A 15,116-nucleotide genomic window follows, 5' to 3' on the forward strand; every position below is an offset into this window, starting at 1 on the left:
TAAGTTAATATTAAAATTAAACTGCTTTACCGCCGTTTAATTCGTCTTGTAATTTCTGTAATTCATCCCATTTCTCATCAGCAGCTAATTGAGCTTGTTGTCCCCATGTTGTTGGGTCTAAGTGAGAAAGTTTTGAAGTTGAAGCATCTAAAATTTCTTTTACAGATTCTGCACTAGCTTTAGCTAATTTAGCAAATGTATCAATTCCAGCAGCTACTAAAGCCTCAGCAGCTTTAGGACCTATTCCTTCAATTTTTTTCAAATCATCACCTTTTTTTGAAGCCTTCGCTTTTGGAGCTGCTTTTTCTGCTACTGGAGCATCTGCTGCTTTCTCAGCTTTAGGAGCTGCCTCTTTTTTAGGAGCTGCTTTTTTTGGAGCACTACCTGAAGCAACAATACTTTCGATAATAATTTGAGTTAATGATTGTCTGTGACCGTTTTTCTTTTTGAAACCTTTTCTTCTTTTCTTTTTGAAAACGATTACTTTGTCACCTTTAAGGTGCTTTAAGACTTTAGCTTCTACAGAAGCTCCATCTATAGCTGGGGCGCCTAGAGTTACAGTACCATTATCGTCTAATAAAAGAACTTTATCAAAAGAAATTTTATTTCCTTCTTCTTCTCCTAAACGGTGTACATAAACCTTTTGGTCTTTGCTTACTTTAAATTGTTGCCCTGCTATCTCTACGATTGCATACATACGAATATGAATTTAGTTAATTTTTCAAGAGTGCAAATATACAACAATTTATTATTCAAGCAACAAGCGAATGATTTTTTTTAATCTTAATTTCATTAATAAAGAAACTTATCTTTTTTTATCAAAAATTGTAACATTATGAATTAAATAACGACACATTGAAAAAATAACTCAAATATTAACATATGAAAAAATCTTTAATGGCTTTGAGTACAGCGCTTCTTATAGGCGGATCAACTTACGCCCAAAAAGTAACTTTTGATGAATATGATTTAGACAACGGATTACACGTTGTGCTTCATCAAGATAATTCAGCTCCCGTAGTCATTACATCTGTAATGTATCATGTAGGTGCTAAAGACGAACAACCAAACCGTACAGGTTTTGCTCACTTTTTTGAACATTTATTATTTGAAGGAACTAAAAATATTGAACGTGGAGAATGGTTTAAACTGGTAACCGCTAATGGAGGGAACAACAACGCAAACACCACAGACGATAGAACGTATTATTACGAAGTATTTCCTTCAAATAATTTAGAACTAGCGTTATGGATGGAGTCAGAACGATTAATGCATCCTGTAATCAATCAAATTGGAGTAGACACTCAAAATGAAGTTGTAAAAGAGGAAAAACGTTTAAGAGTAGACAACCAACCATATGGTAACATTTTTAAAGCAGTAAAACAAAATATGTTTAAAGTACATCCATACCGTTGGACAACCATTGGAGAGATGGAACATTTAGACGCTGCTACTTTAGAAGAGTTTCAAGCATTTAACAAAAAATTCTACATTCCAAATAATGCAGTTTTAGTTGTTGCAGGACAATTCGATAAAGAAAACGCTAAAAAATGGATTAAAGAATATTTTGGACCTATCAAAAAGGGACCATCTGTAGAACGCAAAACATATACAGAAGAACCTATTACTAAAGAGTTCAGAACAACTTGGGAAGATCCTAATGTTCAATTACCAATGGTATTAGCTACTTACAGAACGCCGTCAATGAAAACGCGTGATGCTAGAGTTTTAGATATGATTTCATCCTATTTGTCAGACGGTAAAAGTTCGAAATTGTACAAAAAATTAGTAGATGATAAAAAAATGGCTTTACAAGTTGGTGCTTTTAATAATAGTCAAGAAGACTATGGTATGTATCTAATTTATGGTATCCCAATGCAAGGCAAAACTTCAGATGATTTAATTAAAGAAATTGACGAAGAAATTGTTAAAGTTCAAACCGATTTAATTTCTGAAAAAGATTACCAAAAACTTCAAAATAAATTCGAAAACCAATACGTAAATAGCAATGCTAGTGTTGAAGGAATAGCAAGTAGCTTAGCAACCTATTACTTATTGTATGGCGATATTAATTTAATTAATACAGAAATTGATATTTATCGTTCGATTACTAGAGAGGAAATTAGAGAAGTAGCTAAAAAATATTTAAATCCAAATCAAAGAATGATTTTAGATTATATTCCAGCTAAAGACAAAACTCAAAACTAAAATTGAAGATGAAAAAAATAGTATATATTGCAGCAAGTTTGTTTCTAACAATTACTATGCAAGCTCAAGACAGACCACAACCAAAACCAGGACCAGCTCCTACTATTAATATTAAAAAACCAGAAAGCTTTACTTTAAAGAATGGTTTAAAAGTATTAATTGTTGAAAATCACAAGTTACCAAGAGTTTCTTACACCTTAACTTTAGACAACACTCCTTATGCTGAAGGAAACAAAAAAGGAGTGTCACAAATTTTAAGCGCCATGATTGGAAATGGTACTACTTCAACATCAAAAGACGCTTTTAATGAAGAAATTGACTTTTTAGGAGCCAATATTAATTTTTGGAGCGAAGGTGCTTCTGCAAATGGGCTTTCTAGATATTCAAAAAGATTACTAGAATTAATGTCAGATGGAGCATTAAATCCAATTTTTGTTAAAGAAGAATTTGACAAAGAAGTAACCAAAGCCATTGAAGGGTTAAAAGCAGATGAAAAAAGTGTAACTTCTATTGCTAGAAGAGTAGAGAACGCACTTACTTATGGAAAAAACCACTACAATGGAGAATATGTAACAGAAGAAACTTTAAAAAATATCACTCTTGAAGATGTAAAATTAAATTACAATACCTACTTCGTACCAGGTAATGCTTATTTGGTTATCGTAGGTGATGTCAACGTAAAAGAAACAAAAAAAGAAGTAGAACGCTTATTCGGAAAATGGAAAAAAGCGACTGCTCCTTCGTTATCTTACAATGATCCTGTAGATGTTCAATACAGTCAAATTAATTTTATTGATGTACCAAACGCAGTTCAATCAGAGGTTGCTGTGGTTAATTTATCGCAATTAAAAATGACCGACAAAGATTATTTTGCTGCTATTTTAGCTAATCAAATCTTAGGTGGCGGTGGTGAAGGAAGATTGTTTTTAAATCTTCGTGAAAAACACGGTTGGACGTACGGTTCTTACTCTAACTTGGGTTCTGGAAAATACATTAATAAATTCCGCTCAGGTGCAGCCGTTAGAAATGCAGTTACGGATAGTGCTGTTGTTGAAATTTTCAATGAATTAAAACGAATTAGAACGGAACTAGTTTCTGATGAAGAATTGCGTAATGCCAAAGCGAAATACGTAGGTAACTTTGTAATGCAAATTGAAAAACCTGCAACTATTGCACGTTATGCTTTAAACAAAGAAACCCAAGGACTTCCAGATGATTTTTACGAAAATTATATTAAAAACATCAATGCAGTTACAGCAGAAGACATCCGAAACGCGGCTCAAAAATACTTTTTAGCAGATAACTCAAGAGTAGTTATTGTAGGTAAAGCAGGTGATGTTCTCCCTTCATTAGAGGCAATGAGTAAAAAAGAAAAATTACCTATTCTATACTTTGATAAGTTTGGTAACAAAACAGACAAACCTGTAGTTAAGAAAGAAATTCCTGCTGGTGTAACAGCGCAATCTGTATTGAAAAATCATATTGAAGCAATCGGAGGTGAAAAAGCATTAAAAGATGTAAAATCTACCGTAACTATTTCAAGTGGAACAATTCAAGGAACTCCTCTTGAACTTGTGGCAAAACAGACGTCAAACCATAAAATGTCACTTGAAATGAAAGCAATGGGAATGACTCTTATGAAACAAGTAGTAAATGACAAAGGTGCTTACATTGAGCAACAAGGTCAAAGAAAAGACATTACTGGCGAGGATTTAAAAGAAATGCAGGAAATGGCAGGTACTTTTAAAGAATTGAACTTAGTAAACGATACCAATTTAGTTTTATCTGGTATTGAGACAATTAATGGAGAAGATGCCTATGCAATAAAAAAAGGAAAAACAACTTTTTATTACAATGCAAAATCTGGATTAAAAGTAGCAGAAGCTAGAGAACTAGAACAAGCGGGTCAAAAAATGACTCAAATAACGTACTTCCAAGATTATAAAGATGTAAAAGGAATTAAATTCCCATACAAAACTATCATAAACATGGGTATGGATATCGAATTAACCACTTCAGAAGTAAAAATTAACGAAGGTGTTACAGATAAAGATTTTGAATAATCTTTTTTAAATAAAGAAAAAGCTCTCAACTATTTGAGAGCTTTTTTTATATCAACTATTTTTTCTACTCGACAAATAAACCCCAAGAAGGACTATGAAGGCACCACAAGCCTGTATAAAATTCAAACTTTCATTCATAAAGAAATAGCCTAACAAAATAGCAACAACTGGTATTATATACGTTACAGAAGCCGCAAAAACTGGAGAGGACAATTGAATTAATTTAAAAAACAATATATTAGAAAGACCGGTGCCTATAACTCCTAAAACAGCAATATAACCTAGAGAAGTTAGCACTTTTTCTTGAGAAGCTATCACAAAAAAATCTGAAAAATAAAGCACTACTAAAGCAGGAATAAAAATAACCACAAAATTTCCTGTACTAATGGTTAATGGTTTTAAATCGGATAAATACTTTTTAATCAAATTCACATTAATACCATAAAATAAGGACGCTAATAAAATTAGCAACGCATAATAATAATTTTCAGTTGTATTACTGCCTTCTCCAAAAAGGACCAACAACAAACAACCTACAAAACCTATAATTACTCCAAACACTTGTCTTCGCTGAACACTTGCACCAAAAAACAAAAGCCCAACAATAAGTGTGTTTAATGGTGTTAATGAATTTAAAATAGAACTTACAGAACCATCAATTTTAGACAAAGCCAAAGCAAACAAATACACCGGAAAAAAAGTACCACACAAAGAAGTAAGCACTATGAATTTCCATTTGTATAATGGTATTTTAGCCAATTCTTTATAACCTACCAAGATTAAGAACAAGCCTGCAAACAAAATTCGTAAGCTTCCCATTTGAACTGAATTTACTCCTTTTAATCCCAATTGCATTAAGATAAAAGAACTTCCCCAAACACATCCTAAGAAACCTAGCAAATACCATTTTGTATTATTATTTTCCATAAAAATAAATTTAGCAGCTCAAAATTCAGACTTTATTTTAACTTAGCCATCATTTTTTACATAAATTTGTATTAAAATTTTTGAATTACTTTTATAAAATATCAATTATGAAAAACCTTAAACTTATTGCTCTTATAGTTTGTACAACTATACTTTTCACAAGTTGTAAAAAAGAAGAAACTACAGCAACAGATAATAAATCGACCACTATTGCTACAGAAAACTTAGCTACTGCCTCTTTTACCATTGACGGCATGACATGTCCAGAAGGATGTGCAAAAGTTATTGAGAACAAATTAGCAGGTTTAGATGGTGTAAGTGAAGCAAAAGTTGATTTTGAAAACAAAACAGCTACAGTTACGTTTGACAATCAAAAGCAAACACCAGAATCTTTAACTCAAACTGTAGAGAAAGTGGGTAATGGTGAACTTTACAAAGTTTCGAATGTAAAATCTTCTAAAGACAAAGCTTTTTATTCAGAAAAAGAGAAAAAGAAAAAGAAAAAATCTAAAAAAGAAGACAATACTACCTCTACTGAAAAAAAGGAGGGAGAAAAGAAATCTTGCTGTTCTGGAAAATCAGCTTGTGGTGAAAAAAAAGAATTGGGAACTTTATAAAAACCTAATCTATATAAAAAAGAGCGAATAAAATTCGCTCTTTTTTATTTCCATTCAATCGTTTCCATAATCTTACGAATATCATTCTTCACATAATCTGCAGCAGGAAGTATAGAATCATAGTTAGGTTTAGCATAAAAATATAAGCTTCCCACAATAAAATTTTTAGTACTATCAGTTACATAAAACTGGGCATTAGTAGCTGCATTTCCACCCACTTCATAAAACATTCCATATACCTTTTTCTTTTTGTTAATATAAGGCTGTTCTAAAATATCATCGGCTTTAATTACGTGATCATACGTTAATTTTTGCGCGTCTCGCAGTAAATCATCAATATTATCATTCACTGGTTTATAAGTTACATATATTGTAGCTTTCATTTTAGGATAATTCAGTTCAAACGAACAAGTTTCCTTAGATTTTATTTTGACTGCATCATTAATATCAAAAGAAAACGGACAAGTTCCTGCTAAAAAACCATAGGTAGCTTCAGGATAATCTAAACGCAATTGCCCTTTAGGCTTCGGAACTGTTTCATCTCCACAGGATACCAATAAAAAAGAAAACAACAATATAACAATCCAATTTTTCATCTCTAATTTATCGCAACTTTTATTTGTTTAATTCTTCTTTTATCAACGTTTTCTATTGTAAAAACATACGAATTAAAGTTTATTTTCTGACTCTTTTTTGGGAAATTTCCAGATATTTCTAAAAGGAACCCTGCGAGCGTTTCAGCCTCACCTTTCTTCTCTTCAAACTCAACTCCATTAACATCAATAATTCTATAAAAATCTTTCAAACTAATTTTCCCTTCAAAAAGATAGGTTGTATCATCTATTTGAGAATAAATAATATTTTCATCATCAAATTCATCACTAATGTCTCCTACAATCTCTTCTAAAATATCTTCCAATGACACTAACCCCGAAGTTCCACCATATTCATCTACCACAATGGCCAAATGATTTTTCATCCCTTGAAACTCTTTCAACAAATTGTCTAACTTTTTATTTTCTGGTATAAAAAAGGGAGCACGTATTAGTGTTTGCCATTCAAAATCCTTTTCATCGATGTAAGGAATCAAATCTTTAATAAACAAAACACCTTCTATTTGGTCAATATTTTCAGTATAAACCGGAATTCTAGAATACCCTTTCTCGATAATTTTTGGCATTACTTCAGAAAAAGACTCCTCTTTATCCAATGCAAAAATATCAATTCTAGGACTCATTACTTGACGCACTTCTGTATTTCCAAAAGTAACAATCCCTTCTAAAATTTTTTGTTCTTCTTGGGTGGTTTCGGAATGATTGGTTAGTTCCAATGCTTGTGACAATTGATCCACTGAAAAACTCGTTTTTTGAACACTAAATTTCTTTTCCACATACAAAATAATGTTTCGCATAGGAATAGTAATTGGCGTTAATACTTTATCCAAAATCGATATGGGTAAATAAACGGTCTTTGAAAAACTAACATTATTTCTATTCGCATAAATTTTTGGTAAAACCTCTCCAAATAATAAAATTAAAAAGGTAACTACTACTACTTCTAAAATAAAACGGAGCAAAGAAGAACTTATTGAATTGAAAATTTTTTCACTTATTGAAGAAAACAAGATGACTACAGCGATATTGATAAAATTATTGGCTACTAAAATCGTAGCTAATAGTTTTTTAGGTTTTTCCAATAATCGTGTGATAATTGAACCTTTATTGCCATCTTCTTCAATTAAATCATCAAGATCTTTTTGTGAAAGCGAGAATAAAGCAACTTCTGAACCTGAAATAAAGGCAGAGCAAAAAAGCAGAAAAATAACAGCTATTAATCCAATTAGTAGCTCAAAATCTATGGTGTTTGTTAAACTGGAAGGATCTGGATCCAAAGTATACTATATTAATTAAACATTAAAAAGGTAAATCATCATTATGAGTACCTAAGTTTGAATTGTCAAAATTAGTGTTTTTTGATGATTCAGAAACATCGTCTCTAAAATTTTGCTTGGTGGCTTCCGATTCTTTTTTGGTCGTTAAAAATGTAAATTCAGTTACTTGAATTTCAGTAGTGTATTTTGTACTTCCATCTTCGGCTTGCCATTGTCGGGATTTAATTCTTCCTTCTATATAGATTTTATCACCTTTTGATAAGTATTTTTCACAAATTTCAGCAGCTTTATTTCGAACCACAATATTATGCCATTCTGTAGACGTAATTTTTTCACCTGTGGTTTTATTAATGTATACTTCATTTGTAGCAAGTGGAAATCTTCCAATACAATTTCCTCCATCAAAATAATGCATTTTTATCTCATCTCCTAAATGACCTATTAAAAGTACTTTGTTTAAAGTTCCATTCATGGCGTATAATAATTTTATAAATCAAATATAGTGTTTTTTTTGAAGTTTTATAAATAATTTGAGGCTATAAAATTATGGATTACGATAGGCATCGGCAATTGCAATGCCCTTTCCAATGAAATAGCATTCTCAATCTTGGTATTTAAAACTACTTCAATAAAATGTATATGAAGATGCTGATGCGACAACTTATGCAGCAACTCTTTTTCGTTTTTTACTATGATTTCTTTCACGGGATACTGTTCTTGAATATGAGACACCATCTCTTTTAAAAGTGGCTTTTGATCGTATTCTAGCAACGTAAATTCATATAAATTATGCCAAATCCCCTTTTCTTCACGTTTTAACATCACAAAATGATTGGCTGCATCTCTAAGAACTAAATAATAAAAATAACGATGTGAAATTTTTATTTTTTTTGATTTGAATGGCAACTCATCTACTCTCTTTTTTTGATATGCATAACAACTGCTTTGAAAAACACAAATGGTACAATCTGGATTTTTTGGTACACATTGCAAAGCCCCAAATTCCATAATCGCTTGGTTAAAAAGAGCTGCTTTATCTATAGGTAAAAGCTCTTGCGCTAATTTTTGAAATTCTTTTTTTGTAGTGGCTTGAGCAATATCTGATTCCAATCCATATATACGAGCAAGCACCCTAAACACATTTCCATCTACCACAGCGACTGGCTCATTGTAAGCAAAAGAGGCAATAGCAGCAGCTGTATATTCTCCTACTCCTTTTAAAGAAAGTAAGTCAGTGTAAGTATTTGGGAATTTACCTTGCAATTCAGTAACAATATATTTTGCAGTAGCATGAAGGTTTCTTGCTCTAGAATAATACCCTAAACCTTGCCATAATTTTAAAACTTCTTCTTCTGTTGCAAAAGCTAAATCTTGCACCGTTGGGAAACGTTGTAAAAAAGCTTCATAATAGGGTTTTCCCTGTGCCACTCGCGTTTGTTGGAGAATAATTTCAGAGAGCCAAATAAAGTAGGGATTTGTGGTTTCTCTCCATGGCAGACTACGTTTATTTTGTAAATACCAAGCAATTAAGGTCTTAGAAAAATTCATTTTTATATATTGGGCAACAAAAATAAAAATATTAAGGCTTAAAAATTAATTAATTATGATTGATTTATTATTTTTTTAATTCATATATTTGCAAACTCAAAAAAAGAACATAAAAATATTAATACGAAAGAAAATGACGAAAGCAGACATTGTAGCTAAAATTTCTGAAAAATTAGGTCTTGAAAAATCTGATGTTCAAGCAACTGTAGAGACTTTTATGGAAGAAGTAAAGAACTCATTAGAAACAGGTGATAATGTATATTTAAGAGGTTTTGGAAGCTTCATTATTAAAACTAGAGCTGAAAAGACTGGAAGAAACATTTCAAAAAACACTACGATTAAAATTCCTGCTCACAATATTCCAGCATTTAAACCTGCAAAAGTATTTGTTGAGAGCGTAAAAACGAAAACTGAAGTAGCAGTATAAATCATTTATTAATCTAAACCAACAACGTTATGCCAAGTGGTAAAAAGAGAAAAAGACATAAGGTAGCGACTCACAAACGTAAAAAGAGAGCGAGAGCTAACCGTCACAAAAAGAAAAAGTAGTTTAAACTACTTTTTCTTTTTTTAAAAGTTCTTTGAAATTAATCAGTAATCTACTGATTATCGGGTAAAATACCTGTAAAATATTGTTTAATCCATCTGTAAATAAGTTAGATGTTACAAGTTAGAAGTTTTACTTAGAACACAACAGAAAACACTTACAGATAAAAATGTACAGCGTGAACAAAGAGTTAATTATTAGATCGGGTTCAGAAGCAGTAGATTTTGCCTTATTAAAAGATGGAAAACTAATAGAATTACACAAAGAGGAAGAAAAAGGTACTAATTTTAGTGTAGGTGATATTTTTATTGCCAAAATTAGAAAACCAGTTGCTGGTTTAAATGCAGCATTTGTAAATTTAGGTTACGAAAAAGATGCTTTTTTACACTATCATGATTTAGGCCCTAACCTACCTTCTTTGATGAAATTTATTAAACTTGTAAGCGCAGGTAAACTAAAAGATTATTCACTCAAAAATTTTCCTTTTGAAGCTGAAATCAATAAAGATGGCATGATTACGGATATTCTCAGTGCCAATCAATCGGTTTTAGTTCAGGTTGTTAAAGAACCTATCTCTACTAAAGGTCCTAGAATAAGTTCCGAGATTTCTTTAGCAGGTAGATATGTTGTTTTAGTCCCTTTTTCAGACAGAGTGTCCATTTCTCAAAAAATAGATTCTAAAGAAGAAAAAGACCGATTAAAAAGACTGGTTCAATCCATCCGACCAAAAGGTTTTGGGGTTATTGTGAGAACAGTAGCCGAAGGCAAAAAAGTAGCTGAACTGGATAGAGACCTGCAACTGTTGTTAGACAGATGGTCTGCCATGTGTAAAAGGCTACAAACCGCTCATCATCCTTCAAAAGTACTAGGGGAATTAAACAAAGCTTCCTCTATACTAAGAGATGTTTTTAATGATACTTTTACTAGTATTCATATTGATGATGAAGAATTATACATTCAAACGAAGGACTATTTGCAAGAAATAGCTCCTGATAAAGTGTCTATCGTAAAACACTATCAATCGAAAGATCTTCCTCTTTTTGAGAAATATCATATAGAAAGACAAATTAAGACTTCCTTTGGAAAAACCGTTTCCATGAGTAAAGGTGCGTATCTTATAATTGAACATACCGAAGCTTTACACGTAATTGATGTAAATAGCGGTAACCGTTCCAACAAGGCTTTAAGCCAAGAAGATACAGCTTTAGAAGTAAATATGATTGCAGCAGCTGAAATAGCAAGACAATTACGTTTACGAGATATGGGCGGAATTATAGTGGTCGATTTTATTGATATGCAAAACGCAGACAATAGAAAACAGCTTTATGATTTCTTAAGAGAAGAAATGAGTGACGATAAGGCCAAACATAAAATCTTGCCTCCTAGTAAATTTGGATTAATTCAAATTACTAGACAACGTGTTAGACCAGAAGTTAATATTAAAACTAGAGAAGAAGACCCAAATGAAAATGGGGAAATTGAAGCTCCTATTTTAATTATTGACAAAATAACGGCTGACCTAGAAAGAATTATTAAAGTCCATAAAAAGGTGGTATTAAATGCACATCCTTTTGTGGCAGCTTACCTTGAAAAAGGTTTTCCATCAATACGTTCAAAATGGTTTTTTGAACATAAAAAATGGGTGAAAATTATACCGCGTGACGCTTACACGTATCTTGAATACCATTTCTTTGATAAACAAGGAAATCAAATTAAATAAACACAAAACCGCCTTTCTAAATAGATAGGCGGTTTTTTTATGTCTAATTTGTACACCCTAACTTAGTCTACTTAGCTATTTTGCTTAGAAAGTTGTATTAACAAATAAAAAAACAAAAACCGCTACTTTTCTAAAATAACGGTCTTTCATTTAAAAAACTATAAAAACAACATTATCGTTTTACAAATTTCTTCACTCCAAATTCATTTTCAGGAGTCATCACTTTTATAAGATACAATCCATTCTGTAGCGAAGTCACATCCGCTACATTCCCATTCATTTTTAAAACTAATTTTCCTTCCAAAGTATACACTTCTAATGCATTTATCTTTTGTGAACTCTCAACGTGTAAAATACTTGTTGTTGGGTTAGGATAAATTTGAAAATTAGTAAACTCTTGAAAAGATGATGAACTTAAAACTGAAGAACCAAACTCATAAACCCCTCTATCCACAACTGCATTAAAAATTCTTTGGTTTCCTAATAAATCAGTCGTGCCAATTACGCTCGCATTATCTCCAGAATCAATAGCAGGTGATCCTAAACTTAAAGTATAATCTCCACCAGCTAAATCTGTAAATAAAGGATTAGAATTATTATTATTTGCTGATGCTCCTGAAAGGGTAATTCCTGTAAAATTGGTTTCATCTGTAGAATTAATTATAGTTGCTGATGAAATACCACTTTCAATAATTCCTCCAATAGGTCTTGCTGTTGTCCCAGAAGCCGCTTTATTATTCCAAAACAAACAATTCGAAATAGTAGCTGTATGGTTGGAATTGGTGTTTTTTGTCAAAGCCAATGTTACTCTGTTCAAATTATTCATTGCTGCATTGGCTCCGTCATCAAGATTATCCACAAAGGTACAATTCGAAATAGTCGTAACGATATTTGCTCCTGAACCATAAGAACGCAACCACATAGAACTTCCTGCAAATCCATTGGTTGCACTACTAGTGTTTGTTGCTTTATTTTTACTAAATAACGTATTCGAAATAGAATAAGTTATTACAGCCGTACTTAAATTTGCCGAATAAATTGCGGCACCAATAGCTGATAAATTCTCCGAAAACTCACAATTACTAATAACCATACTACCTGTTCCACCAAAAACATTATAACCACCAGCAATAGCACCTGAAGCTTCAGTAGCAATATTTTTAGTCAGTTTACAATTGTTTAGCGTTACGTTTCTAATACTAGCATTTTTATTGATTCCACCACCATATCTCGTTTCAGTTGCCCCGGAAGTTGCATTAGCATGTCCAGCAGTAATTGTTAATCCGTCCAGTAATGGGTTTTCTCCAACTAATGACACTACTGTATAACTATTATCGGTACGAGTTGCATTTACATAAGAAATCGTAGCATCGTCATTTCCTAATAAATCTCCAGATAAAATTGTTTCATTTGAACCTACAACGCGATCAGAAAGCTGCGTTTCATTACCAGCAAATCCTCCATATAATTTTAAATTTGTTGCCGTTAATGTAAACGATGCATTTCTATCAGAAGCACTTGGAGTGTAAGTACCTGAAGCAATCCATATTTCTTCATTGTTTTGAGCAACAGCTAAAGCATCGTTTAAATTAGTATACGCATTTGTCCATGAAATACCATTATTAGTTCCACTAGCATTTGCATTCACATAAATGTAGCCTATGGTTCTTAAAGTTCTAAAGGTTATAGGGAGCGACCAACCTGTAGTATTATTTGAACATTGTTCCCTAACATATACATCATAATCCGTAAAAACATCCAATCCTGTTAGTATAGTTGAACCTGAAGTAATTCCAGTAACAGTTACTGCATTTGAAAAAGGTTCTGTAGATTTGTGATAGGCAATATCATAAGTTCCTCCACCAGAAATTGTAATAGTTGCACCTGTATCGGTAATTGATGTAGCCGCTAGAACAGAGGATTGCGGAGCAAAACAAAAATTATTGTATGTAATAATGTCTGTTACTTCTGCTGGAGTTAATATTCGATTATATATTAATATATCATCAATTACATCAAAATATCTATTATTAGCAGGCAAAGAATTACTTCGATTATTACCGATGGTAATATTTCCAGGCGTATCATGCGACTGCAATAAACTTAAAGAGCCATTAGCAGTAGACTGACTATTTCCTCCATTACCCGAACTCACACCATCAATGTAAATCGTTAAATTATTACTTAAGGTATAGGTGCAACATCCTCCAAAACTATCTGTTCTAGACAAAAAAACCGTTACATGATGCCAATTACCATCACTAATAAATGTATTGGTTAAAACACCACCACTACGGTAAGACAAAGCACCGCTGTATTGAACTCCTAAAGTAGCTCCAATTTTTCCATTTTGTAAATAAATATAATAACCTGCCCAAGTTGAAGTTGAAAAATCAGGTCTGTTACTATCATCTAGTATTACTCTTACATCTGCATCATTTGTAGTAGTTTTAACCCAAAAACTGATGGTAATGTATTCTCCAAGATTACTCACTGTAGGAAAATCAATGTCTGGACGAGTTAGGTAATCTGTATTTAAGGTTACTGCACTAGTAGGAGACATTTCGAATCGATCATTAATCTCTACAATAGAAGTTCCCGTTTGCGTTAAATTAACACCATTGGCACCATCAATTAAAAGATTTCCATTATCAAAACCGTATTGTGCTACTAAACCATTTGTAGGAAACTGAGCTTGTGCAAAAAGACCCACAAATAGCAGTGAATAAAGTAAAATTGCTCTCATAATAAATATTTTATAGTTTATAAGAACAAAATTGCAGATAAAAAGAAGCACTTGTAAAATGACTTTCTGAAACAGGACTTTGACTTGCTAAAGCAATTAACCAATATTTTGAACGATAGTTAAAAATTCTTCTTTTTTGTCATTTGCTATAGAAACTGTAGCGTCGTTATCCATAATAATATAACCGCCATCTTTTTTAATATATTCTTTAATATACTTAAGATTAATTAAATAAGAACGATGTGGTTTATAAAAATTAGATTGATTTTCTAAAACTTCCACAAAATGTCGTAAGGGTTTACAAACCAATAATTCCGTTTCTTTAATGGTAGTTACTTTGGTATACATACCATCAGCTTCAAATAAAATAATATCCTCAAAGTTGACAAATTTAAAGCCGTCAGAAAAAGGCAATCCTATTTTATTAAAATTAGCTGATTTTAAACTTTTTTTCAATTCTTCTAATTTAGTACTGATCTCCGATTTTCCAATTTGATGTATGGCTTTTTCAATAGCTTCTTTTACTGTTTCAGCTCTAAGAGGTTTCAATAAATAATCAATTGCTGTTAGTTGAAAAGCTTTAATAGCATACTCACTGTAAGCAGTTGTAAAAATGATTTCGAAATTTAATTCTTCCTTATTTACAAAATCCAAAATCTCTAAACCAGAATGTTGAGGCATTTCAATATCTAAAAAAACAATATGTGGTCGTTCCTCTTTAATAAGTTTTACACCTGACAAGAGATCTTCCGCTTGAAAAATCGTTTCTATTTTTGTCGTATTTTCTTGAATTAAAATTTCCAAAAGATTTCTTGCTTTTGGTTCATCATCTATAATTATGACTTTCAT

The 15,116-nt window shown here is 31.8% G+C and carries 13 protein-coding genes; 5 read left to right on the top strand and 8 right to left on the bottom strand.

What is annotated here, in order from left to right:
- Window positions 1-16: 16 nt before the first annotated feature.
- Window positions 17-697, bottom strand: a complete 681-nt coding sequence (rplU, locus tag NHF47_RS00980; protein WP_252763167.1) for a 50S ribosomal protein L21 — start codon at window positions 695-697, stop codon at window positions 17-19.
- 185 nt (window positions 698-882) lie between these two features.
- Here rplU and NHF47_RS00985 point away from each other — a divergent pair, with 185 nt between their 5' ends.
- Both NHF47_RS00985 and NHF47_RS00990 read left to right on the top strand, forming a co-directional pair.
- A complete protein-coding gene (locus tag NHF47_RS00985) occupies window positions 883-2,208 on the top strand; it encodes a pitrilysin family protein (protein WP_252763168.1) in 1,326 nt (441 codons plus the stop codon).
- A gap of 8 nt (window positions 2,209-2,216) precedes the next feature.
- A complete protein-coding gene (locus tag NHF47_RS00990) occupies window positions 2,217-4,271 on the top strand; it encodes a pitrilysin family protein (protein WP_252763169.1) in 2,055 nt (684 codons plus the stop codon).
- Between the two features lie 51 nt (window positions 4,272-4,322).
- Here NHF47_RS00990 and NHF47_RS00995 read toward each other — a convergent pair whose 3' ends face one another.
- Window positions 4,323-5,198, bottom strand: a complete 876-nt coding sequence (locus NHF47_RS00995) for a DMT family transporter (protein WP_252763170.1) — start codon at window positions 5,196-5,198, stop codon at window positions 4,323-4,325.
- Between the two features lie 107 nt (window positions 5,199-5,305).
- Between NHF47_RS00995 and NHF47_RS01000 the strand changes: the two genes are divergently transcribed.
- Entirely contained in the window at window positions 5,306-5,815 is a 510-nt protein-coding gene (locus NHF47_RS01000) for a heavy metal-associated domain-containing protein (RefSeq protein WP_308219251.1), read from the top strand.
- Between the two features lie 44 nt (window positions 5,816-5,859).
- Here NHF47_RS01000 and gldD read toward each other — a convergent pair whose 3' ends face one another.
- From gldD to mutY, 4 genes are read right to left on the bottom strand one after another with little or no spacing between them, the layout of a single operon-like run.
- Window positions 5,860-6,411, bottom strand: a complete 552-nt coding sequence (gldD, locus tag NHF47_RS01005) for a gliding motility lipoprotein GldD (RefSeq protein WP_252763171.1) — start codon at window positions 6,409-6,411, stop codon at window positions 5,860-5,862.
- 2 nt (window positions 6,412-6,413) lie between these two features.
- Complete coding sequence (locus tag NHF47_RS01010) at window positions 6,414-7,706, bottom strand: gliding motility-associated protein GldE (RefSeq protein ID WP_252763172.1); 1,293 nt, start codon at window positions 7,704-7,706, stop codon at window positions 6,414-6,416.
- Window positions 7,707-7,728: 22 nt separating this feature from the next.
- Entirely contained in the window at window positions 7,729-8,178 is a 450-nt protein-coding gene (locus NHF47_RS01015) for a single-stranded DNA-binding protein (protein ID WP_140997357.1), read from the bottom strand.
- A 47-nt stretch (window positions 8,179-8,225) separates the two neighbouring features.
- Window positions 8,226-9,254, bottom strand: a complete 1,029-nt coding sequence (mutY, locus tag NHF47_RS01020; RefSeq protein WP_252763173.1) for an A/G-specific adenine glycosylase — start codon at window positions 9,252-9,254, stop codon at window positions 8,226-8,228.
- A gap of 88 nt (window positions 9,255-9,342) precedes the next feature.
- Here mutY and NHF47_RS01025 point away from each other — a divergent pair, with 88 nt between their 5' ends.
- Window positions 9,343-9,681: an HU family DNA-binding protein gene (locus NHF47_RS01025; RefSeq protein ID WP_256476717.1), complete on the top strand. Its 339-nt coding sequence runs from the start codon at window positions 9,343-9,345 to the stop codon at window positions 9,679-9,681.
- Between the two features lie 289 nt (window positions 9,682-9,970).
- On the top strand, window positions 9,971-11,521 hold the full coding sequence (locus tag NHF47_RS01030; protein ID WP_252763174.1) for a ribonuclease E/G: 1,551 nt from the start codon (window positions 9,971-9,973) through the stop codon (window positions 11,519-11,521).
- A 172-nt stretch (window positions 11,522-11,693) separates the two neighbouring features.
- Here NHF47_RS01030 and NHF47_RS01035 read toward each other — a convergent pair whose 3' ends face one another.
- Together NHF47_RS01035 and NHF47_RS01040 are read right to left on the bottom strand one after the other, a co-directional pair.
- A complete protein-coding gene (locus tag NHF47_RS01035; protein WP_252763175.1) occupies window positions 11,694-14,267 on the bottom strand; it encodes a LamG-like jellyroll fold domain-containing protein in 2,574 nt (857 codons plus the stop codon).
- Window positions 14,268-14,363: 96 nt separating this feature from the next.
- Window positions 14,364-15,116 (bottom strand): LytTR family DNA-binding domain-containing protein, encoded by a 753-nt coding sequence (locus tag NHF47_RS01040; RefSeq protein WP_252763176.1) that lies wholly within the window; start codon window positions 15,114-15,116, stop codon window positions 14,364-14,366.

The organism is Flavobacterium sp. NRK F7 (genome assembly GCF_024054195.1).
Lineage (GTDB): Bacteria > Bacteroidota > Bacteroidia > Flavobacteriales > Flavobacteriaceae > Flavobacterium.

Coding starts and splice junctions, on each gene's coding strand:
- NHF47_RS01035 (WP_252763175.1), bottom strand. CDS start 14,267: ATGAGAGCAATTTTACTTTATTCACTGCTATTTGTGGGTCTTTTTGCA.
- gldD (WP_252763171.1), bottom strand. CDS start 6,411: ATGAAAAATTGGATTGTTATATTGTTGTTTTCTTTTTTATTGGTATCC.
- NHF47_RS00995 (WP_252763170.1), bottom strand. CDS start 5,198: ATGGAAAATAATAATACAAAATGGTATTTGCTAGGTTTCTTAGGATGT.
- rplU (WP_252763167.1), bottom strand. CDS start 697: ATGTATGCAATCGTAGAGATAGCAGGGCAACAATTTAAAGTAAGCAAA.
- NHF47_RS01000 (WP_308219251.1), top strand. CDS start 5,306: ATGAAAAACCTTAAACTTATTGCTCTTATAGTTTGTACAACTATACTT.
- mutY (WP_252763173.1), bottom strand. CDS start 9,254: ATGAATTTTTCTAAGACCTTAATTGCTTGGTATTTACAAAATAAACGT.
- NHF47_RS01015 (WP_140997357.1), bottom strand. CDS start 8,178: ATGAATGGAACTTTAAACAAAGTACTTTTAATAGGTCATTTAGGAGAT.
- NHF47_RS01040 (WP_252763176.1), bottom strand. CDS start 15,116: ATGAAAGTCATAATTATAGATGATGAACCAAAAGCAAGAAATCTTTTG.
- NHF47_RS00985 (WP_252763168.1), top strand. CDS start 883: ATGAAAAAATCTTTAATGGCTTTGAGTACAGCGCTTCTTATAGGCGGA.
- NHF47_RS00990 (WP_252763169.1), top strand. CDS start 2,217: ATGAAAAAAATAGTATATATTGCAGCAAGTTTGTTTCTAACAATTACT.
- NHF47_RS01030 (WP_252763174.1), top strand. CDS start 9,971: ATGTACAGCGTGAACAAAGAGTTAATTATTAGATCGGGTTCAGAAGCA.